This is a genomic window from Campylobacter concisus, assembly GCF_050447445.1.
Lineage (GTDB): Bacteria > Campylobacterota > Campylobacteria > Campylobacterales > Campylobacteraceae > Campylobacter_A > Campylobacter_A concisus_BI.
In genome coordinates this window covers 611,705-637,787 of sequence record NZ_JALMFW010000001.1, presented here as the reverse complement: position 1 = coordinate 637,787, position 26,083 = coordinate 611,705, and the positions used below count along the sequence as shown (strand labels likewise).

General features: G+C 35.8%; 27 protein-coding genes, 1 tRNA gene and 1 pseudogene. 26 read left to right on the top strand and 3 right to left on the bottom strand.

The window, feature by feature from the left end:
• The first annotated feature begins 5 nt into the window (after nucleotides 1–5).
• From rplI to MTT30_RS03270, 15 genes and pseudogenes are all read left to right on the top strand, one after another.
• A complete protein-coding gene (gene rplI / locus MTT30_RS03340) occupies nucleotides 6–452 on the top strand; it encodes a 50S ribosomal protein L9 (RefSeq protein ID WP_429800979.1) in 447 nt (148 codons plus the stop codon).
• Nucleotides 453–986: an ATP-dependent protease subunit HslV gene (gene hslV, locus MTT30_RS03335; RefSeq protein ID WP_021084582.1), complete on the top strand. Its 534-nt coding sequence runs from the start codon at nucleotides 453–455 to the stop codon at nucleotides 984–986.
• An 8-nt stretch (nucleotides 987–994) separates the two neighbouring features.
• Nucleotides 995–2,317, top strand: coding sequence for an HslU--HslV peptidase ATPase subunit (gene hslU, locus MTT30_RS03330; RefSeq protein WP_429800978.1), 1,323 nt, complete (start codon nucleotides 995–997; stop codon nucleotides 2,315–2,317).
• Nucleotides 2,314–3,183, top strand: a complete 870-nt coding sequence (gene era / locus MTT30_RS03325; protein ID WP_429800977.1) for a GTPase Era — start codon at nucleotides 2,314–2,316, stop codon at nucleotides 3,181–3,183. The genes hslU and era overlap by 4 nt, the downstream gene beginning before the upstream one ends.
• A 59-nt stretch (nucleotides 3,184–3,242) precedes the next feature.
• A complete protein-coding gene (locus tag MTT30_RS03320) occupies nucleotides 3,243–4,763 on the top strand; it encodes a C4-dicarboxylate ABC transporter (RefSeq protein ID WP_429800976.1) in 1,521 nt (506 codons plus the stop codon).
• On the top strand, nucleotides 4,760–5,407 hold the full coding sequence (locus tag MTT30_RS03315) for a type 4a pilus biogenesis protein PilO (protein ID WP_429800975.1): 648 nt from the start codon (nucleotides 4,760–4,762) through the stop codon (nucleotides 5,405–5,407). The genes MTT30_RS03320 and MTT30_RS03315 overlap by 4 nt, the downstream gene beginning before the upstream one ends.
• A complete protein-coding gene (locus MTT30_RS03310) occupies nucleotides 5,407–5,820 on the top strand; it encodes a hypothetical protein (protein WP_167496254.1) in 414 nt (137 codons plus the stop codon). The genes MTT30_RS03315 and MTT30_RS03310 overlap by 1 nt, the downstream gene beginning before the upstream one ends.
• Complete coding sequence (gene mshL / locus MTT30_RS03305) at nucleotides 5,798–7,318, top strand: pilus (MSHA type) biogenesis protein MshL (RefSeq protein ID WP_429800974.1); 1,521 nt, start codon at nucleotides 5,798–5,800, stop codon at nucleotides 7,316–7,318. Before MTT30_RS03310 ends, mshL begins: the two co-directional genes overlap by 23 nt.
• Nucleotides 7,311–8,138 (top strand): ATP-binding protein, encoded by an 828-nt coding sequence (locus tag MTT30_RS03300; protein WP_054196616.1) that lies wholly within the window; start codon nucleotides 7,311–7,313, stop codon nucleotides 8,136–8,138. Before mshL ends, MTT30_RS03300 begins: the two co-directional genes overlap by 8 nt.
• The gene (locus MTT30_RS03295) at nucleotides 8,131–9,009 is read left to right on the top strand and encodes a CDC27 family protein (protein ID WP_429800973.1); all 879 of its coding nucleotides are present in this window, start codon (nucleotides 8,131–8,133) and stop codon (nucleotides 9,007–9,009) included. Before MTT30_RS03300 ends, MTT30_RS03295 begins: the two co-directional genes overlap by 8 nt.
• On the top strand, nucleotides 9,006–9,545 hold the full coding sequence (locus MTT30_RS03290) for a hypothetical protein (RefSeq protein ID WP_429800972.1): 540 nt from the start codon (nucleotides 9,006–9,008) through the stop codon (nucleotides 9,543–9,545). The genes MTT30_RS03295 and MTT30_RS03290 overlap by 4 nt, the downstream gene beginning before the upstream one ends.
• A 9-nt stretch (nucleotides 9,546–9,554) precedes the next feature.
• Nucleotides 9,555–11,306 (top strand): GspE/PulE family protein, encoded by a 1,752-nt coding sequence (locus tag MTT30_RS03285; protein WP_054196613.1) that lies wholly within the window; start codon nucleotides 9,555–9,557, stop codon nucleotides 11,304–11,306.
• Nucleotides 11,303–12,541 (top strand): type II secretion system F family protein, encoded by a 1,239-nt coding sequence (locus MTT30_RS03280; protein ID WP_429800971.1) that lies wholly within the window; start codon nucleotides 11,303–11,305, stop codon nucleotides 12,539–12,541. The genes MTT30_RS03285 and MTT30_RS03280 overlap by 4 nt, the downstream gene beginning before the upstream one ends.
• Before the next feature lie 22 nt (nucleotides 12,542–12,563).
• Complete coding sequence (locus MTT30_RS03275; RefSeq protein WP_085657368.1) at nucleotides 12,564–13,064, top strand: PAS domain-containing protein; 501 nt, start codon at nucleotides 12,564–12,566, stop codon at nucleotides 13,062–13,064.
• A gap of 572 nt (nucleotides 13,065–13,636) precedes the next feature.
• Nucleotides 13,637–14,326, top strand: a pseudogene (locus tag MTT30_RS03270) (methyl-accepting chemotaxis protein); the annotation flags it as partial.
• A 9-nt stretch (nucleotides 14,327–14,335) separates the two neighbouring features.
• Here MTT30_RS03270 and MTT30_RS03265 read toward each other — a convergent pair.
• The 3 genes from MTT30_RS03265 to MTT30_RS03255 form a co-directional block, all read right to left on the bottom strand.
• Nucleotides 14,336–14,830: a SixA phosphatase family protein gene (locus tag MTT30_RS03265; protein WP_149717767.1), complete on the bottom strand. Its 495-nt coding sequence runs from the start codon at nucleotides 14,828–14,830 to the stop codon at nucleotides 14,336–14,338.
• Entirely contained in the window at nucleotides 14,830–15,639 is an 810-nt protein-coding gene (locus MTT30_RS03260; protein ID WP_429800970.1) for a ferritin-like domain-containing protein, read from the bottom strand. Before MTT30_RS03260 ends, MTT30_RS03265 begins: the two co-directional genes overlap by 1 nt.
• A gap of 108 nt (nucleotides 15,640–15,747) precedes the next feature.
• Entirely contained in the window at nucleotides 15,748–16,428 is a 681-nt protein-coding gene (locus MTT30_RS03255) for an NlpC/P60 family protein (RefSeq protein WP_087580055.1), read from the bottom strand.
• Between the two features lie 139 nt (nucleotides 16,429–16,567).
• Between MTT30_RS03255 and murA the strand changes: the two genes are divergently transcribed.
• From murA to thiS, 11 genes are all read left to right on the top strand, one after another.
• Entirely contained in the window at nucleotides 16,568–17,836 is a 1,269-nt protein-coding gene (gene murA, locus MTT30_RS03250) for a UDP-N-acetylglucosamine 1-carboxyvinyltransferase (RefSeq protein WP_087580054.1), read from the top strand.
• Between the two features lie 2 nt (nucleotides 17,837–17,838).
• Nucleotides 17,839–18,999 carry a molybdopterin molybdotransferase MoeA gene (locus MTT30_RS03245; RefSeq protein WP_429800969.1) on the top strand — a complete coding sequence of 387 codons (1,161 nt, stop codon included), beginning with the start codon at nucleotides 17,839–17,841 and terminating at the stop codon, nucleotides 18,997–18,999.
• A 51-nt stretch (nucleotides 19,000–19,050) separates the two neighbouring features.
• A tRNA-Gly gene (locus MTT30_RS03240) sits at nucleotides 19,051–19,125 on the top strand.
• Between the two features lie 65 nt (nucleotides 19,126–19,190).
• On the top strand, nucleotides 19,191–19,997 hold the full coding sequence (gene flgA / locus MTT30_RS03235) for a flagellar basal body P-ring formation chaperone FlgA (protein ID WP_429800968.1): 807 nt from the start codon (nucleotides 19,191–19,193) through the stop codon (nucleotides 19,995–19,997).
• Entirely contained in the window at nucleotides 19,994–20,545 is a 552-nt protein-coding gene (locus tag MTT30_RS03230; protein ID WP_429800967.1) for a UbiX family flavin prenyltransferase, read from the top strand. Before flgA ends, MTT30_RS03230 begins: the two co-directional genes overlap by 4 nt.
• On the top strand, nucleotides 20,542–21,012 hold the full coding sequence (gene coaD, locus MTT30_RS03225) for a pantetheine-phosphate adenylyltransferase (RefSeq protein ID WP_012001782.1): 471 nt from the start codon (nucleotides 20,542–20,544) through the stop codon (nucleotides 21,010–21,012). The genes MTT30_RS03230 and coaD overlap by 4 nt, the downstream gene beginning before the upstream one ends.
• A gap of 1 nt (nucleotide 21,013) precedes the next feature.
• Nucleotides 21,014–21,601: a dTMP kinase gene (tmk, locus tag MTT30_RS03220; RefSeq protein ID WP_429800966.1), complete on the top strand. Its 588-nt coding sequence runs from the start codon at nucleotides 21,014–21,016 to the stop codon at nucleotides 21,599–21,601.
• Nucleotides 21,602–21,629: 28 nt separating this feature from the next.
• On the top strand, nucleotides 21,630–22,856 hold the full coding sequence (hisS, locus tag MTT30_RS03215; RefSeq protein WP_429800965.1) for a histidine--tRNA ligase: 1,227 nt from the start codon (nucleotides 21,630–21,632) through the stop codon (nucleotides 22,854–22,856).
• Entirely contained in the window at nucleotides 22,853–24,688 is a 1,836-nt protein-coding gene (gene speA / locus MTT30_RS03210) for a biosynthetic arginine decarboxylase (RefSeq protein ID WP_084041350.1), read from the top strand. Before hisS ends, speA begins: the two co-directional genes overlap by 4 nt.
• A gap of 11 nt (nucleotides 24,689–24,699) precedes the next feature.
• On the top strand, nucleotides 24,700–25,878 hold the full coding sequence (locus MTT30_RS03205; protein ID WP_429800964.1) for a pyridoxal phosphate-dependent aminotransferase: 1,179 nt from the start codon (nucleotides 24,700–24,702) through the stop codon (nucleotides 25,876–25,878).
• On the top strand, nucleotides 25,878–26,081 hold the full coding sequence (gene thiS / locus MTT30_RS03200) for a sulfur carrier protein ThiS (RefSeq protein WP_103604620.1): 204 nt from the start codon (nucleotides 25,878–25,880) through the stop codon (nucleotides 26,079–26,081). Before MTT30_RS03205 ends, thiS begins: the two co-directional genes overlap by 1 nt.
• Nucleotides 26,082–26,083 lie beyond the last annotated feature (2 nt).

Below are 26,083 nucleotides of genomic sequence, written 5' to 3'. Positions count from 1 at the left end.
AAGAAATGAAAGTATTATTAATAAAAGATGTAAAAGCACTTGGTAAAGCTGGCGAGATAAAAGAGGTAAAAGACGGCTATGGCAATAACTTCTTAATCGGCAAAGGCTTTGCAAAAGCAGCTACTCCAGATGTCCTACGTCAATATGAAGCAGCTCAAAAAAGAAAGGCCGAAGAGCTAAAATACGAGATCGCAAATTTAGAAAAACTAAAAGAAGAGCTTGCAAAAGTGACAGTCGTCATCAAAAAAACACTTGGCGCAAATGGCTCGCTTTTTGGCTCAGTTTCAAAAGAGGAGATCGCGGCAGAGCTTGAGAAAACGCATCATTTAGTTGTTGAGAAAAAAGCGATCGATATGGACGCTCACCTAAAAGCAGTCGGCCTTTATGACGTTCATGTAAAGCTTGGACACTCGATAAATGCGAGCTTGAAGGTTGATGTGCAAGGAGAGTAGATGTTTCATGCAACAACCATCTTAGCCTACAAAGGCAAAAACAAATCAGTCATCGGCGGCGACGGACAGGTGAGCTTTGGCAACACCGTCTTAAAGGGTAATGCCGTAAAAATTCGCAAAATTCACAACGGCAAAGTCCTAGCTGGCTTTGCTGGCAGTACTGCAGACGCGTTTAACCTCTTTGATATGTTTGAGAAAAATTTAGAGCATACAAAGGGGGACTTGCTAAAGGCGGTGATAGAATTTAGTAAAGAGTGGCGCAAAGACAAGTATCTAAGAAAGCTTGAAGCGATGATGCTTGTCCTTGATAGGGATAAAATTTTCTTACTTAGTGGCACTGGAGATGTTGTCGAGCCAGAAGATGGCAAGATAGCAGCGATCGGAAGTGGCGGCAACTACGCTCTTTCAGCGGCCCGTGCCTTAGATAAATTTGCTGATATTGATGAAGAGGAGTTGGTTAAAGAGAGCCTCAAGATCGCTGGCGAAATTTGCATCTATACAAATACAAACATCAAAACTTATGTTTTAGAATAAGAGAGAAAATGAACTTAACACCAAGAGAAATTGTTAAATTTTTAGATGACTATGTGATCGGCCAAAAGGACGCCAAAAAGATCATAGCGATCGCACTTCGCAACCGCTATCGTCGCATGAAGCTTGAAAAGAGCCTGCAAGATGACATCATGCCAAAAAATATCTTGATGATTGGCTCAACTGGCGTTGGTAAAACAGAAATCGCAAGGCGTCTTTCAAAGATGATGGGGCTGCCATTTATCAAGGTAGAAGCTAGTAAATACACTGAAGTTGGCTTTGTAGGTCGCGATGTCGAAAGTATGGTAAGAGACCTTGCTATGGCCTCATATAATCTCGTTAAAAATGAGCAAAGCGAAAAGAATCAAGATAAGATAAACGCCTACATCGAAGAAAAGATCGTCTCAAAGCTACTTCCTCCACTTCCAAAGGGTGCTAGCGAAGAAAAGCAAGCTGAGTACTCTAAGAGCTACGATAAAATGCTAAATAGACTAAGAAATGGTGAGCTTGACGAGCTAAGTATCGAGATCGAAGTGCAGCAAAATCCTCTTGAAGCTGGCTCAAACGTGCCACCTGATATGGCTCAGATGCAAGAGAGCTTTATAAAAATAATTGGCATCGGTGGTAAAAACATCAAAAAAGAGATGAAGGTAAAAGACGCTAAAAAAGCCCTTCAAAGCGAGGCAAATGATAAAATTTTAGACCTTGAGAGCGTAAAAACAGAGGCTTTAAGAAGAGCTGAAAACGAGGGCATCATCTTTATAGACGAGATCGATAAAGTAGCCGTTGGCTCAGGTAGCTCAAACAGGCAAGACCCTAGCAAAGAAGGTGTACAAAGAGACTTACTGCCAATAGTTGAAGGCTCAAATGTAAATACTAAATTTGGAAATTTAAAGACAGACCACATTTTATTTATCGCAGCTGGCGCTTTTCACATAAGCAAACCAAGCGATCTCATTCCAGAGCTACAAGGCCGTTTTCCACTAAGAGTCGAGCTTGATAGCCTTGATGAAGACGCGCTTCATCAAATTTTAACTCAGCCAAAAAATTCGCTTTTAAAACAATACATCGCCCTACTCTCAACCGAAAATGTTGAGCTAGAATTTGACGATGAAGCGATAAAAGAGATAGCAAGGATCGCTCATGTAGCAAATGAAAAGATGGAAGATATCGGTGCTAGACGCCTTCACACAGTGATCGAGCGCGTGATAGAAGATATCAGCTTTGAGGCTAGCGAAAAGAGCGGCGAGAAGATAAATGTGACAAAAGAACTCGTAAAAGAGCGCCTAAAAGACGTGGTCGAAGATCAAGATCTAGCGAGGTATATACTTTGAAATCGGGCTTTGTTAGCATCATAGGACGCACAAATGCTGGCAAAAGCTCATTTTTAAATGCGCTACTAAACGAAAAGATTGCCATCGTTTCACACAAGCAAAATGCAACTCGCAGAAAGATAAATGGCATCGTGATGAATGGTGAAGATCAGATCATATTCACCGACACACCGGGACTTCACGAGAGCAACAAGGCGATAAATCAACTGCTAATTAGCCAAGCTATAAAATCGATGGGGGATTGCGATCTAATCGTCTTTTTAGCGCCTATTCATGATGACACAAGCGACTATGAGAAATTTCTGGCACTAAATCCTGAAAAACCACATATTTTAGTTCTGACCAAAGTCGATGAGAGCTCAAACGCTAAAGTATTAGAAAAGATCACCCAATATCAAAAATTTCAAGATAAATTTACAGCTTTGCTTACCTTTAGCACCAAGCAGCCAACCTATAAAAAGCCGCTTCTTGATGAAATTTGTAAGCTTTTGCCAGAGCATGAGTATTTTTACGATCCGGAATTTCTTACTCCGACAAATGAAAAAGAAATTTTTAGAGAATTTATACTTGAAGCGATCTATGAAAATTTAAGCGATGAGATCCCATATCTTAGCGATGCGATCATAAAAAGCGTAAAAGAAAAACCTGGCATAACTGAAATTTATGCGAGCATCATCACTGAGCGTGAAATTCATAAAAGTATGATCATCGGTAAGAATGGTGAAACGATAAAACGAATAGGAATTTTTGCAAGAAAGTTAATACAAAATTTAACCGGAACAAAGGTCTTTTTAAAGCTCGATGTAATCGTTAAAAAAGGCTGGAGTAAAGAAGAAAAGAGCCTTAATAAAATAATTGGATATTGATTTTTTATTTTAAAAATATTAAAATACAGCCCAATTAGAGCATTATGAGGTAAATTTTTATGTTAAAGCTTAGAAAAATTAACGATAATCCAATCGTTACGCTAGATCCTTATGAATATGAAGGTTTTAGATTTTCTAATAGCAATGTCGATACGCTAAGTCTTTCAAAGAATATTCTAAAGCGAGACTTTTTTATATCTTACATCGAGTACAAAGATATAATAACAGCTACCATAAACATCTCAAGAACAATAGATGATGAGGATATTGAAAACAATATCTCTATCAAAATTTACGAAGAGCTCTCTCTTGATCCTGCGATTGACTATAAAATAGTTTATTTTGAAAGCAATGTTGAAAAAGAAGATAGAATTTTTAATGTTTTTATTGCTACAAACGAAACTATAAATAAAATTTTTAAAAATATTTCTAAAAGAGCGCCTTTTATAGATTATGTCGTTGTAGAGCCACTTTTATATAGTGCTATATATAAAAAAGGCTTGCTTCCTAGCACTCAGAGTGATTGTTTTTTGACATTTAGGGCCGATGAAGCATTTATAAGCATTTATGTAAATGGAGAATACCTTACATCAAGAGGTTTAAGATACACACTAAATTATCTAAAAGATAAATTTATAGAGCAAAGTGGCGAAAGAGTAAGCCTAGTAAGCTTTTTGGATATCCTAAAGACAAGAGGACTTTTAGATAGCAATGAAGAAGGCTTTAGCTACGATCTAAATACTGTTTTTGAGGACTATATATTTTACGTAAATGACACGATAAATGTTGTCAATAGAATTTATAGCATAAATATAAAAAATATCTATATTGACTGCGACTATAAAATAGAGCGTTTTGAAAAATTTATCAATACAAAGCTCGGCACAAATGCTACGAAATTAAATACAAGCACTGTAATAAATTCTAAAAATTTAGCCATTAGTGAACGATATAACATGATGGCTTTGTATGCAAATTTTTATAAAAAAGAGGCCTTTAATGCTGATTTTAACTTCTCAAATTTGCTTAGACCTGATCCATTCACAAAAAGAAAAAGTGGTAAATTTATACTGACATGTGCTGCTGCTTTTTGCCTAAGCATGTCCTATCCACTTTATAATTATATAGCTGGCAGTATTTTAGAGGCAGATTCGCAAAGACTAAGCGATGAGCTTGATGTGCTTAATGCACAAGCAGAACAAATAAGAAGTACTCTTGAAAGACTAAAAAAAGAGCAAAATGATATAAAAGGATTAACTGACAAAGAGGAAGAGAAGTTAAATTTTAGAAAAGGGTTGCTTCAAGAAATTGAAAATAAAAAAGATCATTACGTAATGAAAGGTTTAAATCTTTTTGAGATTACCGATATGATAAACAACAATAGCATTTTTATAACAAATATTAAAAACAACGATAAAAATTTAACAGTAACAGTTGTTAGCGATAATGAAAAAAGGATTACACAGCTAATAAAAGATATCAGCAAGATGCCTAAATATTCAGTAAATACAAAAAAAATTAAAGAAGATAGGCAAAACAACGAGTATGAAAGCAATATAAGTATAGAGATTAGACAATGAGACAAGACGTTTTAAGTAAAATAGATAAGTATTTTGACGCAAAAAAACAAAGCGAAACAAATATAATTTTTTTGGGTTCAGCTTTAATTATTATTTATATTGTTTATATGCTTTGCTTTGATCCGTCGCAAGATTTTTATGATGAAAGATTTAATTCGCATACTAAAATTAGCAATGATCTTTCAAGAACAAGAGATTATTTAAGATCGACCAGCTCACCTAGCGGGGATAAAAATTTTAAAATAAATGAAGAGTCCAAAATACTTGAAACGCTTAAAGGCAAATACTCTAGTGTTTTAAATTTTAATGCTCATTTTGATTCAAAGCTAAAAGAACTATCGTTTTTATTATTTAACGATCAAAATTGGGCAAATTTTTTAGACAACATCGTATCTTTAGCAAAGCAAAATAATATAAAAATTTTAGAATTAAAAAGTGATATAAAAGAGCCAAATTTCCAAAAGATTGAGCAAATTTTAAATATTGACTTGACATTTTTGGGAGGTTTTAAAGATATGCTTTCATATATAAATGGCCTTGAAGAATCAAAGCTAGTAGTTGATCTTCATAAAATGGATGTAAATTCTACCCAAAAAGAGCTTGGCGCTAAGATCTCAATATCTGTTTGGGGGATGAAATACTAATGAAAATAAAAATTTTATTGGCTTTTTTATTTTTAAATATTGCTTTTGCTAATCAGCTTCAAGAGGAAATGGACTCTTATGATAAAATTTTTGAAAAAATAAAGGAAAAAAGAAGCGGTCTTAGTGATATTGAGCTTTCGAGCATAAAAAATCCTTTTAAGCAAGAACCTATCAAGACGGTAACAGATCAAAATTTATCAATTATCACTCAGGCTTCAAAAGGGCTTAGTTTAAAAGCAATTTTATTAAACAAAGCAAATATTGATTCCAAATGGTATGCTGTCGGTGATATTGTTGATGGTTACAAAATAGCCAACATTACTAGAAACAGTGTTTTTTTAGTAAAAGGCGATGAGAAACAAGAGCTAATTTTAAAAAATGGAAGTAAAAATGTTGAGATTAAGATTAAATAAAATATTAATAATGGGTGCACTCATTTGCTTAAATATGAATTATGCTAGTGCTAATGAGAGTAGTTGTTTAAGCAAGAATTTTAATATGAAAATTTCAGATGATGTTGCGCTAGTAGATGTGTTAAATCAGCTTTCAGAGATGTGTAACTTTAGTATTGTTGCAAAGGACACTTATAGCAAAACAGAGCTAAAAGATAAAGTTTTTGGCGTTAATATCAGAAATATGAGTCTTAGCGAAGTTTTTGACCTACTTTTAAGTGAGAAAAATTTAAGCTACGAGTTTTCAAATAATGTATTAAAAATTTCATCTTTAAAAACTCAAATTTTTAAACTAGATTATATAACTTCTATTAGAGAAGGAACTGCTGTCACCCAAGCTTCAGTGGATGCCACTCCATCTGAAATTTCTAGTGGTTCAAGTAGTAGCGATAATTCCCAAGATGATAGTTCTCAAGGCTCAAGCAACCTTATAAAAACTACTGAAAGGTTTGACTTTTGGGAAAAACTAGATGCTGAGCTTAAAGCTATTTTAAATAATAGTAGCGAACATATCACAGCGCCTGATCCTATCATAAATCAAAATGCGGGCCTTATCACTGTTACGGCCACTCCTTCTCAACTTAAGCGAGTCGAAAAATATATAGATGAAATGCAAAAAAGACTAAAAAAACAAGTAATTATTGATGTTTCTATTATCTCAGTTGAATTAAATAATGAATATAAGCAAGGCGTCGATTGGAGTAAATTTGAACTTGGATTTAATACATACATTGGTAATTCAAGAAATAATCCGAGCTCAAGTGCTACTTGGACAAATAAAGGAAATAGCCTAAGTGATGGATTTGGACGTACATTAAATATCGCAGCTAATTTAAATTTTAGCCTTGATGGAATGATAAATTTTCTTGAGACAAATGGAAAGACAAAGGTTATATCAAGCCCAAAAGTAACAACACTTAATAATCAACAAGCACTAATCTCAGTTGGCGATAACATAAACTACCGTGTTCAACAAAAGACCGATAATGGAAACAGCAATAGTGATAGGCTGACAACTACTTATAAACAATACTCTGTTTTTATAGGCATATTATTAAATTTATTACCAGAAGTTTCTGATAATAATAAAATCATGCTTCGAATCAATCCATCACTTAGTAACTTTAAATACGCTGAAGACGACACAAGACAAAATGCGTTAAGAGAGATTGCTCCAGATACAGTACAAAAGAAGCTTTCAACTGTTGTTCAAGTTGATAGCGGTGATACTATTATTCTTGGTGGATTAATAGGTCAGACAAAGGGTAAAAATAATACTTCTGTACCTCTTCTTTCTGATATCCCCCTTATAGGTGGTGTCTTTAAAAGTACAAGAGACAATATAAAAACAACAGAGCTTATATTTGTCATCACTCCTCATGTGGTTGATTTTGACAAAAAAAAGTCACTTAATCAATCATTAAAAGACTTAGGTTTTTCTAAAACGATCTATGAATAACAAGAATATTTATACAGATATAAAAGATATCTTTATCAACGAAGATGAAGTAGCTGATTTTGTTAACCTAGATAACTCAATCACTTGTTACAATAAGATCGTCTCGGCTCTAAAAAAGCCATTAAAGCTTATACTTTTTTATGGCAAGCCTGGTAGTGGAAAGACCTTTTTGTTAAATAAGATAGCCTCTGATCTTCAAAAGGATAAAAAATTAATTTTTTTCCCGCATCCTTTTTTTAGCGAGGCTACTTTTATAGAAGCTCTTTGTGAAGATATATACGGAAATAAGCTTGATAATATAAATAATTTTGAAAGTTTTGTTGCACACTACTCAAAAGAATTTAAAAATAAAGATGAAATTTTACAAAACCAAATAGTCGTTATCTTGGATGAAGCGCAACTTTATCCTACTGAATTGATCGAAAAAATAAGGCTGATGGCCGATACAAGATTATTTAAATTTCTATTTACGATTCATAAAACTGAAAATGAAGATGTGTTAGCAAAGGACTATTTTCAAACTAGAATTTGGGAGAGTATAGAGCTTGGAAGTGCAAACACGAATGAAATCATAGTTTATTTGCAAAGAAAAATAGGACAAAAAGGCTACGATAAATACCTAAATTTTCAGAAAAAAGACTATGACAAAGCCTATGAGCTTTGTTGCGGAAATCTACGCACACTAAATAAAATTATGTATAAATTTTATGAAATTTGTGAATATTACGAACAAAATCAGCCATCAAAATTAAGTAGCGAGGACGCAAATATTAAAATTTTGACAATGTCTGCACTTGATACAGGAATAATTCATGCTTGAATTACAAGAAATTCAAAGGCTAGAAAAGCTCTATGAAGAGTACGAAAAAAAGAATAAAAATAGCCTTTTAAAATTGTTGTCACATAAAAAGCTAGGTCTTTTGATAATTACGATCTTGCTAATTGCTTTTATCTTTGGTATTTTTTTATTTTTCTCAAACGCCAAAAACAAAAAAGAGACAACCAATACTCCAACTTTAATTGAGAAAAATTTGACAATACAAACAGATATAAAAGAAAAAAATATAACCTTTGCTGAAACTAATGTCAGCAAAAATATTTTAGAAGATGGCAAACAAAAAAGCGAGCAGGCAAAAGAGAGATTTGAATCAGATAAGAAGCAAGATGAGCTTGCCGAGAAAATAGCCAAAAAGCTAGAACAATCTATAAAGCTAAATGAAGACAATAAAGAGCAGGCATCAGATAAAAAACAAAGAAGTAGTGGCGGTTGGCTAAAGCTAAATTTACCAACTGAAAATGAAAATATACAAAATGAACAGCCTCTACCAAATGAAGAGATAATAGAATTAGAACCAAAGGCAAAGCCAAAAATTGATATTCAAATTTCAAGTGAAAACAATGAAATTTCTATGCTAAAAGAAAATTTTAATAAAAGCAAAAATCCAGAAATCGCCCTTAAAATAGCAAGAAAATGCTATCAAGATAAAAGATATATCGACACTATAAAATGGGCACTATCAGCAAATAATTTAGATAGTAGCATTGAGGAGTCTTGGGTCATGTTTGCTAAGGCAAAATATATGCTAAAACAAAAAGATGATGCCTTGCGCGCATTAGAAGAATATAATAAAAATAAAAATAAGCCAGAAATAAATGAGCTAATAAATAAGATAAAAAGTGATACGTTGTGAAATTTTTACTTGTTATATTTTTATCATTAAATGCCTTTGCACTTGGGGCGGCTGACATTAAAAGTTATTTTGAAAAAGCTGAATATCCTAAAATTTGTAATCAAAAAATACAAGATCTTTTAAAAGATTCACAAAATGAAGAATTTCTTAATATCTTTGGCATATCTTGCTTAAAAACAAATGATATAGATAGGCTCGCTCTTCCAGCAAGCAAACTATCAAAAACACAAAGTTCAAGAGAGAATGCAGCATATTTTGCTGATATATTGCTTAAAAAAAAGCTATTGCTTCATGCTATCTTGGATGGGGCTGATATAAGCTATATTAGGCTTCCAAAGAGCGATTACATTCTTTCATTTATATTTGATAAATTTGTCAAAAAAGAATACGTTGAGGAGCTTGGCGTATTTATTTTTGAAGAGCCAAATTCAGATACAAGATATGAGCTTAGTGCAATCGCTGGCTCAAATTTTGCAAAAATGATTTTAAAAATTTTTAAAAATGACGATCTTACTTCGCAGATTGAATATAGATAAAGAGAAGAGATGAATAATTTAGAAAATTTAACACTTAAAACATTAGAGCAACTTAATAAACTAAATGATGAGCAAATTTTAAAGATTATAGAGATAAAAAAGATAAACGAAAAAAGTCTTTTGGCTATTTTGCTTGAAGAAAATATGCTAGAAGAAGAGATTTTTTTTGAAATTCTATCTGATATTTATAGAAGAGGACACACTGACATTGATGAAATTTCGACTAGTCTTCAGATAGATCAAAAGCGCTTTATTCAATATGTATGTGATAAATTTAAAATCACATTTTTTGATCTTGATGATATAGATATCGACTACCGTATCAGTGAAAAACTAAGCACCTCGCAGCTAAAATCATATAACGCCATACCCGTAAAAGAAGACGAGATAAGCGTTTATGTTGCTTTTAAAAATCCTTTTGACGTGATCATTCAGGATAAAGTTCAAAATTTATTTAACAGAAAGCTATTAAAAGTAGCTTGCGCCGATCCAGCCCAGATAGAAAAATATATAAACAAAATAGCTCTTAATGAAAGCATAAAGGACGTTATTACAGAGATCAGAAAAGAGCTTTCAAGCTCTAGCAGCCAAGGGCAAAGCACAGAAAGCTCTGGAATTTTAAAGCTAATTGAGATAATTTTAAAAACATCTATTCAAAGCAGAGCGAGCGATATTCACATCGAGCCAACCGAGACAAACTGTATCGTAAGAAGCAGGATAGATGGTATGCTAAGTGAGACATTTATATTTGATAAAGATATCTATCCGCCGATGGTAAGCCGAATGAAGCTACTTTCAAACATGGATATCGCGGAGCGCCGCCGCCCGCAAGATGGTAGGTTTTCAGCTCAAATTTTAGACAAAGAGTACGATTTTCGTATCTCTACGCTACCTATCTTAAATGGTGAGAGCATAGTCTTAAGAATTTTGGACAAATCAAAAGTTATCATAAACATTGAAGACCTTGGTATGCATCCAGATAACTTTGCTAAGTTTAAAAAGAGCATGAAAGCACCTTATGGCATCATCCTAGTTACTGGTCCGACAGGATCTGGAAAAACGACTACGCTTTATGGTGCATTAAATGACATAAAAAGTGTAAAAACCAAGATCATCACTGTTGAAGATCCAGTCGAGTATCAGCTAAATATGATCCAACAAGTACATGTAAATGAGAAGGCTGGGCTTACTTTTATCTCAGCTCTTCGCTCTATTTTAAGGCAAGATCCAGATATTATCATGATAGGTGAGATCAGAGATCAAGAGACGCTTAGGATCGCGATTCAAGCAGCACTAACTGGTCACCTAGTTTTTTCCACGCTTCATACAAATGATGCTATTAGTGCTTTACCTCGTATGGTTGATATGGGCATTGAGCCATATTTAGTAAGTGGTGCATTAGTTTGCATTGAGGCTCAAAGGCTTGTAAGAAAGCTTTGCCCGTATTGCAAACAAAAAGTCACGCTATCTCAAAAAGCTCTTGATGAGATTAAGAAATTTCTTCCTGAAGATTATCAGTTTTATAAAAGCGTAGGTTGCCAACACTGCTCACAAACCGGATATCTAGGGCGTGAAATGATAAGTGAAATATTATCTATCAGTGATCACATAGCAAGTATCGTAGCAAATAACGCTTCAAAAGAAGAGCTTAAAAAGGCCGCCTATGACGAAGGCTTTATAGATATGTTCCATGATGGCGTTATACGCGCAGCAAATGGTGTAACAACAATCGAAGAAGTATATAGAGTTGCCAAGATATGAAATTTTACGAAATAGAATATATAAAAGATGGCAAACGCAAAAAGATGAGCTTAAAGGCTAATAGCAAAAATGATGTAAAAAATCGTGCAAATATTCAAGGTATGATAGTAAAGATAAAAGAAACTCAGGTCTCAAGTATCAACAATGATTTTTTGGACTTGCAAGAAAAATTTAACAAAATTTTCTCTTCTTCGAAAGTAAAAATTCCAGCTCTAGTCGCTACCATAAGGCAACTTAGCGTTATGACTAATGCTGGTATATCAATACATGATGGCATAAAAGAGACAGCAAATGCTACTGAGGATAAAAGGCTAAAAACAATATTTCAAACATTAGATGAAGACCTAAATCAAGGTGCAAGCTTAACTCAAAGTATAGAAAATTTTCAAGAAGAGCTAGGCGATGTCACTGTCGCCATGGTAAGACTTGGAGAGAGTACTGGTAACATGGCTGACGCATTATCAAAGCTAGCTTCTATCTTGCAAGAAGTCTGGGATAACCAGCAAAAATTTAAAAAAGCTATAAGGTATCCAATAACCGTAATATGCTCTATAATTTTGGCTTTTATTGTGCTTATGACATCAGTTGTTCCACAATTTCGAGAAATTTTTAGCCAGCTTAATGCCGACCTCCCTCTTCCTACTAAAATTTTACTAAACATTGAATACATAATGAGCAATTACGGTATATACATAATAATTGTTCTTGTCGCATTTGCTTTTTTGCTAAAAAGGCAATATTCAAATGATGAAAATTTTAGGGATAAGGTCGATAAATATCTACTAAAAGTCTATCTTGTGGGCAAGATAATATTTTTTGCAAATATGAGTAGATTTAATCTAATCTTTACAGAGCTTGTTCGCGCGGGACTTCCTATCGCTGATGCGCTAGATACTGCCGTTGTAACTGTTTCAAATCAAGACATAAGAAATAAGCTAACTGCTGTAAAAGTACTGGTTGGTCGCGGCATAAGCTTAACCGAGGCCTTTAGGCAAACTGGGCTTTATGAGGGTATGCTTATACAAATGATAGGCGCTGGCGAACAAAGTGGTAGCTTAGATGATATGACACAAAAAGTTACTGATTATTATAGAGTAAAATTTAATGATATTATTGATAATATTTCAAACTATATTGAGCCGATACTACTAATATTTATCGCAGCTATGGTGCTTTTGCTCGCCCTTGGTATATTTATGCCAATGTGGGATATGGCAAAAGCTGTTAAAAATTAAATCAACATTTAAAGGAGTAAAATTGTCTATAGAAAAAGAATATGGCGTTGATGAGAACGCATTTTTAGTTTCAAAAACGGATACAAAAGGAAGGATCACTTATTGCAACGAGCCTTTTTTAAATATCGTAGGAGTAAAACAAGGTGATCTCTTGGGAAAACCGCACAATATAATAAGGCACACTGATATGCCAAGAGTTATTTTTAAGCTACTTTGGGAACGCATACAAAATAAAGAGGAAATTTTTGCCTTTATTAAAAATAAAACTCTCAATGGTGGATTTTACTGGGTATTTGGCAATATCACAGCCTCGCTTGATCAGCAAGATAATATCGTTGGATACTATTCTGTTAGACGTAAGCCAAACGCAAAAGCAATAGAGACCATAAAACCACTTTATGCAAAACTACTTGAGCTAGAACGAGATGGCGGTATTGAAGCGTCTAAAAAATATTTATTAAAATTCTTAGAAGAAAAATCAACAAGCTATGATGAATTTATAAACAACTTACAAAGGTTCTAGATATGTTTAAGAAAAAATCAAATGCAATAAATGAGATTTTAAGTGTTGTCAAATCGGCAAGCAATGGCATACTAGAGCCTCGCATTGTAAATGTTGGAGAAAAGGACGAGATGTATGAAGTCGCCCTTGGCATAAATGATTTGCTAGATCAAGTTGAGGCGCTTCAACGTGAAATTTCAACCTCAGTCCAAGCTGCACAAAACTCAAAAACATATAGAAATATATTTGTAGAAGGGTTTAGGGGTTTATTTAAACGAAATGCCATATCTATGAGCAAGGGTGTCACAGGTATAAAAGACGGCCAAAAAAGCAAGGTTAGAGGTCTTCTATCAAGCGAGCTTGACAAACTTGGAAACGGTATAAATGGTATAAATTATGTAAGAGATGATCTAAATGAAAGTATCAAAAATTTAAGCCAAACAGCAACAGATGCTAAACAAACTGCACAAATAGCAAAAGAAAATATGTCAAACATCGCCGAACTTAGTCAAAACATGGGAGAGCTTGATGGTCTAGTACAAAGCTGCTCAAATGCTACTGGCATGCTAAGCACTAGGGCTTCTGAAATAAGCTCTATTTTAAATTTAATAAAAGATATTGCCGATCAGACAAATCTGCTTGCTCTTAACGCCGCCATTGAAGCTGCCCGCGCAGGAGAGCACGGACGTGGTTTTGCTGTAGTTGCTGATGAGGTAAGAAAGCTAGCTGAAAACACACAAAAAGCTGCAAGTGATATCGAAGTAAACATAAAAACACTTCAGCAAGAGGTAAATGATATCGACGAAAATTCTAAAAAAATCGATGAAATTTCTAAGCTAACGACACAAAATGTAGAAAATTTCAAAAAGGTATTGAGTGAGTTTAATGCGAACGCACAAAATACTGCTCAAACATCAAAATATGTCGAAAATAAAACCTTTGCCATAATCGCAAAAATTTCGCAAATTGCCTACAAAACTAAAGTGTACTCTGATCTTATAAACGAGCAAGGATGCAGCGAGGAAATACGTGATTTAGCGCAAAGTCTGCTAGATTGGTATGAGAACGAGAGTATAAGCGAACACAAGCAAAACAAAAATTTTGATAAGTCAAAAGAGCTTACATCGTCGCTAAATAATGAAATCAAACTCTTGCTCGAGAAGTCAGCCTCTGGCTACAACGAACAAAATTTGAATTATTTTGTTGATAAGTCTAAAAAAATAGAAGATCTAAGCGAGCAAATTTTTACTTCGTATAACGAAATTTTTAAAGATAAAAAATAAAGCAATAAATTATCTTTGATGTTTTTTGGGGTGGTCAAAAAATAACGCTTTTGCACTACCCTCTTTTAACTCACTAAATTTACATCCAAACTCAACGCAAAATATTCCAGAAGTTGGGATATTGTCTATTGATGAATCGCTTAAATACTCGCAAATTTCGGTTATGCTTGGATTGTGCGTGATGATAAAAATCTCATCCAAACTCTCATCTATATTTTTGACAAATTTTAAAAGATCTTCAAAGCTTATATCATAAAGCTCATCTATAAGACTGGTCTCTTCTTTAAATTTTAAAGTTTTAGCGATAATCTTTGCTGTTTGTTCGCACCTTTTAGCACTGCTTGAAAAGATGGCTCTTGGCATCACATCATACATTTTTAGCCTATTTGCCATAAATTTAGCGTCCTCTTTGCCTTTTTGACTAAGCTCCCTTAAGGCATCTTTAGCTCCATCCTTATTCTCATCAACCGCTTTTGAATGTCTTATGAAATAAATTTTACTCACTATCTCTCCTTTGAGAAATTCTTTATCAAGCAAAGCTCTTCTTTGCTAAATCCAGCTTTTAAGCGATCTTGCTCATTGATATCTCTAACATTTTTAAATGAATTTGGATACAAACTTAAGATAATGTCAAAGTAACTATTTTCATCAATGCCCTCTTTTTTGCAAGAAAATTTAAACCACTTATCGCCTTTATAAACATGAGAGATTTCTTCTTTTAAGATGACCTTCAGGCACTCAATGAGCTCTTCATTTCCGCCCTCACCTTCGAGCCTTTTTATAATATGAGCGTTTGCATCAAGTCCATTTGCCTCCATATATCTTGGCAGTAGCGCCATACGGCTAGTTAGACTACTTGAAGTCTTTTGAAGTGCGATAAAAAGCCCATCATGCACACTTAGCTCACCATATCTACCGCCTTGTTTTAAGAGCAAATTTTCTATCATGCAAAAGTGTCTGATCTCATCTTCAGCTACTTCTAGCCAATCTTCATAAAATTCTCTTGGCAAATTTCTAAATCTATAACAAGCATCAAGCGCGATGTCAATAGCACTAAATTCAATATGAGCTACCGAGTGGATAAAATTTAAATTTTTATCCTTTGGCTTTACTTTTTTGTTTAGCTCTTTCATGCTAACCACTTCACAAAATTTTGCATAGCTAGGCGTTATTAACTCATTTGGTTTAGGGCTTTCACAAAAATTTATATTAAAATCTCGTTTAAATTTTTCATAAAATAGCTCAAATTTTAAAAATTTAAGCCCAATCTCGCCTTCATTTAAAATTTCCCAAATTTCATCGTAAAAATTCATATTTTCTCTTTATATAAATCTGTATTTACGAGTGTAAATTTATATAAATAATGCTTAAAATTTGAGCCTAGTATTTGTTTTAAAAGGTCTTTAGTAAAAATTTCTGATTTATTTTGCTTTGCCATATCCAGCAAATCTATTTGCTGCCAAGCAACTTGAGTTTGAACATCTTACAAGGTAGCTATTTATCTCTTGATTTCCTTTTAGATGCACGTTTTTTTGTTTTAGATTCATATAGCTATGAATTATCTTTCCGCCAGAATTATGTATAAATTTTACTGTCTCATCGCCAAGAACAGCCGTAACTATGCCAACATGAGTGATATTTTTCTTATCTTTATTTTTCTGAACACCCTTGCCAAGAGTATTTGAGAAAAATACAAGATCGCCTATTTTTGGATTTTTATGAGTAATTAAATTTTTACTTTCATAAAAATTATAGATCGCTTTTGACTTTCTACCGCCATTATCGTAGTAGCGATTTATTATCTTTTCATCAAAATACATATTTTGATACTTTGCATTTACGATAGAAACGAATCCTGAGCAATCACCGCCAGCTCTTGTATTTAGGTATTTTTTAAAAAAAGAACCAAATTTTTTATCTTCTCTATCATTATCTTCATCTATGATTTCACCAATCATTTGCTCACTAAAATCAACGCTTGAAGTTACGGTCTGATTTGTTTCATTTTGCGGAGTTGTCGGTTGATTAGAGGTAAAAGAACAACCTGTAAAAAATATAATGCTAAGTATAAAAAAGATTTTTTTATTTATTGAATTTGACATATTTATATCCAAAATTTTAGTGTTTGCAATTTTAACTTTTAAACGTAAATGAACCGGAAATAGTGCTTTGCTTTCTTTATTCTAAGTTAAAAAGCAATATAATATCGGCAAAAAACATATTTTCTTAAGGCAAAAAACAATGATGCACTATTTAAAGATAAAAGGAAATGCCAAATTAAGTGGCGAAGTAAAAATAAGCGGTGCTAAAAATGCTGCTCTACCTATTATCGCCCTAACCTTACTCGCAAAAAAAAGTGTAAATTTAACAAATATCCCAAATGTTGCTGATATAAAAACGCTTTGCCAACTGCTAACTAATCTAGGAGCAAGGTGCGAATTTAAAGATAAAAATTCACTAAGCATAGACACAAGCAGTGTAAGCTCGACGACTGCAAACTATGACATCGTTAGAAAGATGAGAGCATCAATCTTAACGCTTGGACCGCTTCTTGCACGTTTTGGCCACTGCGAAGTGAGCCTTCCTGGAGGCTGTGCGATCGGACAAAGACCAATAGACCTGCACCTAAGTGCACTTGAGAAAATGGGCGCAAATATCGAAATAAAGCAAGGCTACGTCATTGCAACAGCACCAAATGGACTAAAAGGTGCAAAAATCGTTTTTGATAAGATCACTGTAACTGGCAGCGAAAATATCATCATGGCTGCAGCCCTAGCTTACGGTACGACAGAGCTTTTTAACGTCGCACTTGAGCCTGAAGTAGTGCAAATTTGTGAAATTTTGGCAAAAAGTGGCGTTAAAATAGAAGGCATCGGCACAAGTGAACTAAAGATAACCGGAAGCGGTCAAAAATTACTTGAAATTTGCGATATTGAAGTCATCCCTGATAGGATCGAAGCTGGCACTTACCTTTGTGCTGGAGCTATAACAAATAGCGAAATTTCAGTCACAAAGGCAAATGCAGCCCATATGACAGCCATTTTAAATAAATTTGAAGAGATGGGCTTTGGTATCGAAGTAGACGGCGACAAGATCACGATATTGCCAGCAAAAGAGATAAAACCAGTGGAGATAAGAACCACCGAGTATCCGGGCTTTCCAACAGATATGCAAGCTCAATTTATGGCACTTTGCCTTGCAGCAAATGGCGTTAGCACGATAGATGAGAGACTTTTTGAAAACCGCTTTATGCACGTTAGCGAGCTTGCTAGAATGGGAGCGGATATTAAATTAAATGGGCATATTGCAAGCGTTTATGCGCCAGCTAAGCTAAATGCAGCCGATGTAATGGCGACAGATCTTAGAGCCAGCTCAGCGCTGATACTAGCCGCTCTTATAGCAAATGGCGAAAGCTTGGTACATAGAATTTATCACCTTGATAGAGGATATGAAAATTTAGAAGAGAAATTTCAAGGCCTTGGTGCAAATATTATTAGGCTTGAGGAGTAAAAATGCTACTAAATGATGCATTAGATGCGCTTAAATCTAAATTTAAATTAAAAATAGATAGTGAAATTTTACCTATCAGCATGGCTCTTGGTAAAACATTGGCAAATGATGTAGTGGCGGTAAAAGACTTGCCATGTTTTGATAACTCTGCGCTTGATGGCTTTGCTGTGAAATTTGAAGATAAAGATAAGCCATATAAAATAGTTGCAAGTGCCTTTGCAGGCGATAAAGAGCAGCTAAGCATCGGCAAAAATGAGTGCGTTAAGATAATGACTGGTGCGAAGATGCCAAAGGGTGCTGATACAATCATAAAGATTGAAGATTGTGTTGTTGATGGAAATTTTATAAAAGCACCAAATAATCTTAAAAAAGGTGATGGGTATCGCTTTAAAGGCGAAGAGGTAAAGATTGGTGAAATTTTGCTAAAAAGTGGCGAGGTCTTAAACACTAGAGGCATAATGATGCTAGCAGCACAGGGCATAAGTTTTATAAATATTAAAAAACAGCCTAGTGTTGGAATTTATTCAAGTGGAAACGAGATCATAGAGCCTTGGCAAAGAGCAAGCGAGGATGAAATTTACAATGCAAATGCCTTTGGCATCGCTGCACTTTTAAGTTCTATTGGGCAAGATAGCTCATATCTTGGCATCATAAAAGATGAGCTAAGTGCTGTCAAACAGGCATTTTTAAACGCTGTAAACTACGACATAGTTATCTGCTCTGGTGGAGCAAGCGCTGGCGAGGCTGACTTTATGAAAATAGCTCTAAGCGAGCTTGGATACAATGAAATTTTTTCAAATATTGATATAAGACCTGGCAAACCTTGCAAGGCTTATGAAAAAGATGGCAAACTTATTTTTGTTCTCCCTGGAAATCCAATGGCAGCTTATGTTTGCATGATGATGCTTGCTTTGCCTCTTTTAAAAGAGGATTGCTTTGTGATGCAAAATGCTACAAATGCGCAAAATTTAAAGGTAAAATCAGGTAGGATCAATGCCATTTTTGGAAATATTGAAAATGATAAATTTATAGCAATAAATGGTGGAAAATACGGCTCTGGCATGATAGATCATATTTTAAAAAGCACTTTTATGTTTTTAACTAGCCCAGATCAAAGCGAAATTTTACAAAATAGTGAAATTTCTCTTATAAAACTTCCATAAAATCTTGACAAATGAAAAACAATCTGATAGAATGCGGACTTCATTTTGACTGCGGGAATAGCTCAGGGGTAGAGCACAACCTTGCCAAGGTTGGGGTCGCGAGTTCGAATCTCGTTTCCCGCTCCATCTTTTTTATACTCATTTTTTTACTTTCCACAAAACTTTTTGCAAATGAAGTCAACATCTATCCGATGTATTGCATCGTGAATGATCAAATTTCACTTCGCACACTCGGCTTTGACGGCGAAGATAACGAAATTTTAAACCTAGAGGGCAAAAGAGCTGCCAAGATAGATAGCAAAAAACTCTATGAAATTCTAACAGCAAATTTTAAAACATATAAAGATAAAAGCGGTGGAAGCGTTGCTTTTGTAAAAAACTGCTCTATTATGGACGAGATTCAAATGCAATTTTTAAGATCGATTAGTGATGAATATCCTGGTATCAGCATAAGTGATCTTAGTATTAGCCCACAAAATAAGCTTCCAGCAAATTTCAAAGAGTTCGTCCTAAAAAATATCTTTTTAGGTGATCAAAATAGTCAAAAAGGTACATTTAGAGCTTCATTTGAGGATGTTGATCTGAGCCTAAAAAGTATCTATTTTAAATTTAGCTTTAACGCTAAAATGCCAGCCTTTATAGCAATAAATTCAATGAATACAAACCACATTTTAAGCCTGCTTGACTATCAGCCAACGATGATTGAGTTTGGCAAATGGCCAAAAGATGCACTTTCTAGCTCAAATAGCTTAGCTCTTATAACAAAAGCGCAGATAAAAAGCGGTGAAATTTTAACCAAGCGTCAGTTTAATGCCATTAGTTTAGTCAAAAAAGGTCAAATGCTAAATGCAGTTTTAAGCGAAGGTGGTGTCAAGATAATCGCTGAAGTAAAGGCGCTTGAGGATGGAAATTTAGGCGATATGATAAAGATAAGAACAAAAGAAAATAAAATTTTACAGGCCACAGTTTCAGGCAAAGATGAGGCAGTTATAAGATGAAAAAAGTAGTTTTTGCAGCCACTGGAGCAAGCGGGGCTGGGCTTTTTCTAAAGCTAATAAATGCCACCAAAGATAGTTGCGAGGCGCACGTCATAGTTAGTAAAAATGCCATGAAAGTTTTAGAAGCTGAAGAAAATTTGAAGCTAAATTTAAATGATCTTGGCGTAAAAATTTATGATGATCAAGATCTTAGCGCAGGTCCAGCTTCTGGCTCGTTTGGCACGGATGCTATAATCATAGCGCCCTGCTCTACTAATACTTTGGCAAAGGTCGCAAACGGCATAAGCGACACGCTCATCACAAGAGCCGCAAGTGTCGCGCTAAAAGAGAGACAAACCTTAGTTTTGGGCGTTAGAGAGATGCCATTTTCTACCATTGCGCTCTCTCAGATGCAACTTCTCTCATCTCTTGGAGCTACCATCGCTCCGCCAGTTTTAGGCTACTACGCAGGCATAAAGAGCCTTCAGGATATGGAAAATTTCATCATCGGCAAGTGGCTTGATGCCTTAAAAATCGAAAATAATCTTTATAAAAGGTGGCAAATTTGAAAAAATCTTGCATCTATCCAGGGACCTTTGACCCCATTACAAACGGCCATTTAGACGTCATTATAAGGGCTACAAAAATTTTTGACAAGGTAATCGTCGCAGTTGCAAAAAGTGATAGCAAACAGCCGATGTTCGCACATGAAAAGCGCATAGAGATGGCAAAAGAGGCAGTTTGCGAGCTAAAAAACGTGAGCGTGCTTGGCTTTGATAACTTGCTTGTTGATTTTGCTAAGTCGCACGGCATAAACACCGTCATCAGGGGGCTTCGTGCGGTTAGTGACTTCGAGTATGAGCTACAAATAGGCTATGCAAACGCTGCACTTTGGGATGAATTTGAGACGGTTTATCTTATGCCAAGCTTAAATAACGCCTTCATCTCAAGCTCGATCGTCCGCTCAGTCTTGCGCCACGACGGCGATGTGAGCAACCTAGTGCCAGCAAAAATTCTAAAAAATTTAAAGGCGTAAAATGTATGTTTTATTTGAAGGCATTGACGGCGTTGGCAAGAGCACGCAGATAGAAATTTTAGCTTCTAAATTTAGTGATGCCATCGTCACAAAAGAGCCAGGTGGCACGCAGCTTGGTGAAAATTTACGAGAAATTTTACTAAATTCGAGCATAAAAATAGGCAAAAGGGCTGAAATTCTACTCTTTTTAGCTGATAGGGCTGAGCATTTTGAAAAGCTGGTTGCTCCAAATTTAGGCAAATTGATTTTAAGTGACAGAGGCTTTATCTCTGGCATCGCCTACGCTTTGGCAAATGATGAAAGCTTAGATGAAAACGTGCTTTTAGAACTTAATAAATTTGCACTAAATGATAAATTTGCAGACAAGATCATCTTTTTTGAAGCAAGCCATGAGCTAATAAATGCGCGGCTAAAAACAAGAGGTACAAGCGATAAGATCGAGGCTCGCGGGCTAGAGTATCTTTTAAAAGTGCAAAGCCTGATGAAGCAAATCCTTATCAAAAATGGCTTTGAAACGCTTTTTATAGACGCATCTAAAAGCATAGAGCTAATTTCAAAAGAGATAGAAAATTTTATAAATTTTAAGTAAAATCACAAAAAATAAAAAGGATAATGCGATGATAACGGCACTTCGTGGCATGAAAGATATGCTTCCAGCTCGCGCAAAACTTTACGCACAGATAATCAAAACCTGCGAGGAAGTCGCAAAAAACTACGGATATGAGCAAATTTTGACCCCACACCTCGAGGAGACGGCGCTTTTTAAAAGAAGTGTCGGCGAGAGCAGTGACATCGTGGGCAAAGAGATGTATCAGTTTGAAGATAAAGGCGGCAACGACGTTTGCTTGCGTCCTGAGGGCACGGCTGGCGTGGTTAGAGCCTTTATCGAGGCAAAACTTGACAGGGCAAATGTGACAAAACGCTGCTTTTATCATGGCTCGATGTTTCGCTACGAGCGCCCACAAAAAGGTCGTTTGAGAGAGTTTCACCAGTTTGGCTGTGAGTGTTTTGGCGAGGGTAGCGTCTATGAGGATGCGAGCATTATCTTAATGGTGAGTGAAATTTTTAACAGACTAAATATAAAAACAACCCTAAAGATCAACTCGCTTGGCGACGAGAGCTCGATGAAATCTTATAAAGAAAAACTTGTTAAATTTCTAGATGAAAATGACGATAAAATCTGCGAAGACTGCAAAAGACGCAAGCTTTTAAACCCTATCCGCGTGCTTGACTGCAAGGTCGAGAGCTGCCAAGAAATTTATAAAAACGCTCCAGTTATCACTGATAGTCTAAGTGATGAGGCGCAGGCTGATTTTGCAAAACTGCAAGAAATTTTAACGGCAAATGGCGTTAAATTTGAGATAGACACTAAGCTCGTTCGTGGGCTAGACTACTACTGCAAGACGGCGTTTGAGTTTATCAGCAATGAGATCGGCTCACAAAGTGCAGTAGCAGGCGGAGGCAGATACGACAGGCTAGTCGAGTACCTTGGCGGTAGAGCAAGTTACGGCGTTGGCTTTGCGATGGGCGTTGAGAGGATAATGGAAATTTTAGGTGAAGCTGGGGATGAGCGAGACGGAGTTTATCTTTGCGCGCTTGATGCGGCGAATGTTGATTTTATCTATAATCTTGGCTCAAAACTTCGCAAAAAATATCAGGTTGAAATTTCTTATGAAGCTAAAAAACTCCAAAAACATCTGCAAAATGCCGACAATAAAAATGCAAAAATTTTCCTTTGCGTGGGCGAAAACGAGATGAAAGAGAATAAAATTTGGTATAAAAATTTAGAAACCAAAGATGAAAAAACGATAAATTTAGATGAGCTTGAAAAGGAGCTGGGATGAATGATTTTGGACTTAGCATTTGGGGCAATTCAAATTTTGTTATAGAAGATGGCAAAGTCTGTATAAATGCAGCCAGCAAACCAGCGATCATAGACATCGTAAAAGAGATAAGAGACGACGGATATAGAGGGCCACTACTGCTTCGCTTTCCGCACCTTATCCAAAAGCAGATTGAGCAGATCCACGCAAGCTTTGCAAAGGCAAAGAAAGAATTTGCCTACAAAGGCAGCTTTAATGCCGTATTTCCACTTAAAGTCAATCAATATCCTGGCTTTGTAAAAAACCTAGTGCGTCTTGGCAAGCCCTATAACTACGGCCTTGAAGCTGGCAGTAAGGCTGAGCTACTTTTAACAATGGCTTACAATAACGAAAAAGCTCCCATAACCGTAAATGGTTTTAAAGATAAAGAGATGATAAATATAGGCTTCATCGCCGCTGAAATGGGACACAACATTACGCTAACGATCGAGGGCTTAAACGAGCTTGAAGCGATAATCGCCATCGCAAAAGAGCGCTTCAAACCAAAACCAAAGATCGGACTTAGAGTAAGACTACACTCTACAGGATCGGGTCTTTGGGCAAAGAGTGGCGGCATACACTCTAAATTTGGCCTAACATCAACAGAACTAATAGAAGCTGTAAAGATGCTAAAAAAAGCAAATTTACTTGAAAATTTCACGATGATACACTTTCACATCGGCTCTCAAATAAGCGAGATACATCCACTCAAAAAGGCTCTCATCGAAGCTGGTAATATCTACGCTGAGCTTAGAAAAATGGGTGCCTCAAATTTAAAAGCGATAAATTTAGGTGGCGGTCTTGCGATAGAATACTCACAGTTTAAAGAAGAAAGCAGCAGAAACTACACACTAAACGAATATGCAAACGACGTTGTTTATATGCTTAAAACTATAAGCGAGCAAAAAAAGGAGATCGAGCCAGATATTTTCATAGAGTCAGGTCGCTACATCGCCGCTTCTCATGCACTTCTAGTCGCCCCTGTGCTTGAGCTATTTTCTCAAGAATACACCGAAGAGAAGCTAAATTTAAAGAAAAACAATCCAAATTTAATAACCGAGCTAGTCGATCTTTATAAATCAATCAAACCTTCAAACGCACTAGAATACTTGCACGACGCTATCCATCACACAGAGAGCGTTTTAACACTTTTTGACCTTGGATATGTTGATCTTCAAGATAGATCAAACGCCGAGGTGCTTTTAAGACTTATTAGCAAAAAAGCCGTTGTCATGCTTGGCAACAAGAGCAACTCAAGCGATCTGGCCAAAATTCAAAAAGAGGTCCAAGAGAGATATCTGCTAAATTTCTCAATCTTTCAAAGCTTGCCTGACTTTTGGGGACTAAAGCAAAATTTTCCTATCATGCCACTTGATAGGCTCGATGAGCGCCCTACTCTGCCAGCTTCGATCTGGGATATCACCTGCGATAGCGACGGCGAGATCAGCTATGATGACGAGAAAAACCCACTACTTTTGCACGACGTGGATGTGGAAAAAGAAGATTATTTCTTGGGATTTTTCCTAGTTGGCGCATATCAAGAGGTGATCGGCATGAAACACAACCTCTTCACCCATCCGACAGAAGCCACGATAGAGCTTTCAAATGATGGCTACAAGATCACAAATTTACTTGAGAGCCAGTCTATTTTAGACATTATGGAAGACATGGACTATGATATCTACGAGATCCAAGACACTCTAAACGAGCGCTTAGTAAAATCAACTTTGATAAACGAAACACAAAAGAAGCAAATTTTGGGCGAACTTTATCTATTTTTAAATGATAATAGCTACCTAAAAACAATCAATTAAAAAGGAAAACAATGCAACTAGCAAATAGAATGCAAACATTAAGCGAATCAATCACAATCGCGATCAGCACAAAGGCCAAAGAGATGAAGGCTGCTGGTATTGATGTGATCTCGCTTTCAGCTGGTGAGCCTGACTTTATGACTCCAAAAAAGATAAGAGAAACTGTAAAAAACGCACTAGATAACGATAATAAAAGTGGCAAATACACGCCAGTACCAGGTCTTCCTGAGGTGATTGATGCCATTAGAGCAAAGTTAAAAAGAGATAACGGACTTGACTATAAAGCAAATCAAATCGTCACAAACATCGGCGCAAAACACTCACTTTTTAATGTATTTCAAGCACTTATCAACCCAGGCGACGAAGTCATCATCCCATCTCCATACTGGGTTAGCTACCCTGAGATCGTTAAATTTTGTGGCGGCGTTCCTGTCTTTATCGAAGCAGACGAGAGCACAAATTTCAAAGTCACAGCCGAGCAGCTAAAAAAAGCGATCACGCCAAAAACAAAGGTCTTTTCGCTAAATCACCCGACAAATCCAACTGGAGCTGTATATACAAAAGATGAGATCGCGGCATTTGATGAAGTTTTAAAGGGCACTGACATTATCATCACAAGCGATGAAATTTATGAAAAAGTGATCTACGGCAAGAAATTTCACGCAGTAGCCTCCGTAAGCGAGGATCTTTTTAAAAGAACGGTCACGATAAATGGTCTAAGCAAGTGTGGCGCGATGCCTGGCTGGAGATTTGGCTACATAGCAAGCTCGATGGACTGGCTGATTGCCGGCATCAAAAAGCTTCAAAGCCAAAGCACAAGCAACATCAGCTCGATCGTGCAAATAGGCGCTATCCCGTCACTTCTTGGCGAAACTGACGATGATATCGAAAACATGAGAAAAGAGTATGAGAGAAGACGCGATGTGGCAGTTGAGATGATAAATGCTATCCCTGGGCTAAGCGTAGTTAAGCCTGATGGCGCGTTTTATCTATTTGTAAAATGTAAAGATGTAGATAGCGACTCACTTAGATTTTGCAAAAAGATGCTTGAAGAGGCGAACGTAGCGACCGTGCCAGGTGTGGGCTTTGGCATGGAGGGATACTTTAGAATTTCTTTTGCGACAGACATCGAGAGCATAAAAAAAGCGATCGAGAGGATCGCAAATTTTGTAAAAAGCTACAAAATTTAATGATCAAATTTAGAGTAAATGGCAAAATTTTCGAGCTTGAAAACGATATAAATGTTTATGATTTTTTAGCTCAAAATGGCTATGAGCTTAAATTTATAGCCCTTGAGCGAGACGGAGAAATTTTGCCAAAAAAGCTTTGGAGTGAGCGCTTCATGAGCGAGGGCAAAGCTTATGAGATCGTCACTTTAGTTGGCGGTGGATGAGG

Coding starts and splice junctions, on each gene's coding strand:
- tmk (WP_429800966.1), top strand. CDS start 21,014: ATGTATGTTTTATTTGAAGGCATTGACGGCGTTGGCAAGAGCACGCAG.
- MTT30_RS03280 (WP_429800971.1), top strand. CDS start 11,303: ATGAAATTTTACGAAATAGAATATATAAAAGATGGCAAACGCAAAAAG.
- thiS (WP_103604620.1), top strand. CDS start 25,878: ATGATCAAATTTAGAGTAAATGGCAAAATTTTCGAGCTTGAAAACGAT.
- MTT30_RS03295 (WP_429800973.1), top strand. CDS start 8,131: ATGCTTGAATTACAAGAAATTCAAAGGCTAGAAAAGCTCTATGAAGAG.
- hslU (WP_429800978.1), top strand. CDS start 995: ATGAACTTAACACCAAGAGAAATTGTTAAATTTTTAGATGACTATGTG.
- MTT30_RS03300 (WP_054196616.1), top strand. CDS start 7,311: ATGAATAACAAGAATATTTATACAGATATAAAAGATATCTTTATCAAC.
- MTT30_RS03285 (WP_054196613.1), top strand. CDS start 9,555: ATGAATAATTTAGAAAATTTAACACTTAAAACATTAGAGCAACTTAAT.
- murA (WP_087580054.1), top strand. CDS start 16,568: ATGATGCACTATTTAAAGATAAAAGGAAATGCCAAATTAAGTGGCGAA.
- MTT30_RS03230 (WP_429800967.1), top strand. CDS start 19,994: ATGAAAAAAGTAGTTTTTGCAGCCACTGGAGCAAGCGGGGCTGGGCTT.
- MTT30_RS03245 (WP_429800969.1), top strand. CDS start 17,839: ATGCTACTAAATGATGCATTAGATGCGCTTAAATCTAAATTTAAATTA.
- speA (WP_084041350.1), top strand. CDS start 22,853: ATGAATGATTTTGGACTTAGCATTTGGGGCAATTCAAATTTTGTTATA.
- MTT30_RS03320 (WP_429800976.1), top strand. CDS start 3,243: ATGTTAAAGCTTAGAAAAATTAACGATAATCCAATCGTTACGCTAGAT.
- MTT30_RS03255 (WP_087580055.1), bottom strand. CDS start 16,428: ATGTCAAATTCAATAAATAAAAAAATCTTTTTTATACTTAGCATTATA.
- flgA (WP_429800968.1), top strand. CDS start 19,191: ATGTATTGCATCGTGAATGATCAAATTTCACTTCGCACACTCGGCTTT.
- mshL (WP_429800974.1), top strand. CDS start 5,798: ATGTTGAGATTAAGATTAAATAAAATATTAATAATGGGTGCACTCATT.
- MTT30_RS03205 (WP_429800964.1), top strand. CDS start 24,700: ATGCAACTAGCAAATAGAATGCAAACATTAAGCGAATCAATCACAATC.
- hslV (WP_021084582.1), top strand. CDS start 453: ATGTTTCATGCAACAACCATCTTAGCCTACAAAGGCAAAAACAAATCA.
- MTT30_RS03310 (WP_167496254.1), top strand. CDS start 5,407: ATGAAAATAAAAATTTTATTGGCTTTTTTATTTTTAAATATTGCTTTT.
- rplI (WP_429800979.1), top strand. CDS start 6: ATGAAAGTATTATTAATAAAAGATGTAAAAGCACTTGGTAAAGCTGGC.
- hisS (WP_429800965.1), top strand. CDS start 21,630: ATGATAACGGCACTTCGTGGCATGAAAGATATGCTTCCAGCTCGCGCA.
- MTT30_RS03315 (WP_429800975.1), top strand. CDS start 4,760: ATGAGACAAGACGTTTTAAGTAAAATAGATAAGTATTTTGACGCAAAA.
- MTT30_RS03260 (WP_429800970.1), bottom strand. CDS start 15,639: ATGAATTTTTACGATGAAATTTGGGAAATTTTAAATGAAGGCGAGATT.